Below are 1,435 nucleotides of genomic sequence, written 5' to 3'. Positions count from 1 at the left end.
GCGCCTATCACCGTCCAGGCTGCGCCTTCGCCGGCCACCACGGCCAGGATTTGCCGGCGTGTCAGCCCGAGGTGCGCCAGCAGGCCAAACTCCTTGCGGCGTGCCAGCACCTGGGCGCTGAAGCTGGCGGCCACGCCGAAAAGGCCGATGGCGATCGCCACGCCCTGCAGCCAGTAGGTGACGGCAAAACTGCGGTCAAAAATCCGGAGCGATGTGGCGCGCAGCTGGCTGACGGAGGCCAGCTCCAGCAGCGCGCCGGCACCGGACTGCTGYTCGGCMAGGCCGCGCACGGCCTGCTGCACCTGGCTGTCGCTGGCGCCYTCCKTCAGCCACAGCGCGAGGTCGTTGGTGCGCCGGTCGCCGGTCAGGCGTTCGAAGTCCGCATGGGCCATGGCGATGGCGCCGAACTGGCGTGCGTAGTCGCGCCAGACGCCCGCCACATAAAACACGGGCGTYYCGGATCCCACCTTGCTTGCTATTAAATCAGGAGCAGATCGCGCAGATCCTGATTGGTCTAGAGCCATAAAAGCTTGTGAAAGTGGGCGAAAGACGGTGCCTGGGCGTGCCGCGTACAGGTCCACCATCGGCTCGCTCACGTAGATGCCGATGTGCCCGGGCGGCACCGGCAATGCCTGGCCCACCAGCGGCAGCGCGGTGGCCGGGTTGTCCAGCGGGCGGGCGATCAGGGTGACGCTGGGCCTGGCGGTATCCAGCAGCAGCTGCGTGGTGCGCAGGCTGCCCACCCGCGCCACGCCGGGCAGGCGGCCCAGCGCATCCACAAACTCCGGCGAGAAATACGCCGTATCGCTGGCGGAGGTTCCCAGCGCCGTGCGCACATACAGGTCTGCCGGCAGCACCACGTCCAGCCATTGCGTTACAGACTCGCGAAAGCTGGTCACCATCACCGTGAGCGCCACGGCCAGGCTCAGTGATGCCACCACGCCGCTCACGGCCACCGCGGCGCTTTCGCGCACGCGGCGCGCACGCTCCACGGCCAGCAGCGGCAGCAGCCGGTGGGCGACCCAGGGGCTGAGCCGGTTGTAGATCAGCGAAATCAGCCAGGGCAAGGCGGTGATGCCGCCGACCAGCAGCAAGCCCACCGACACGTAGGCCGCCAGTGGAATGCCAAACAGCGGTGGAACCAGCGCCAGCAGAGCGCCGGCAGCTATCAAAATGATACTGAACCAGTGGCCGCTGCCGGTGCCTGCCGCGGCGCCGAGGCCCTTGAGGGTTTGCGCGGGCGGCAGTTTTTGCGCCGCACGAGCCGGCCACCAGCCGCCCACGCCGGCGGCGGCAATTCCCAGCGCGCCGTAAGTGAGTGCGGCCCAGCCGTTCCATTGCAGGGTAGGTGCGACGCCGGAAAAGTAGCCGCCCCCCAGGTCCCCGCCCAGCAGCCGCAGCGCCAGCGCAGCCAGGCCGGAGCCCAGCGCGATGC

General features: G+C 69.1%; 1 protein-coding gene. It reads right to left on the bottom strand.

The features are described from left to right. The coding region (locus AC1DWI_RS23040; RefSeq protein WP_477725901.1) for an FtsX-like permease family protein at positions 1 to 1,435 on the bottom strand (1,435 nt) is incomplete at both ends.

Source organism: Polaromonas sp. P3_C2, from assembly GCF_056402675.1.
Note: the sequence above shows the minus strand (reverse complement) of the source record. Positions and strands in the feature narration are given on the sequence as shown.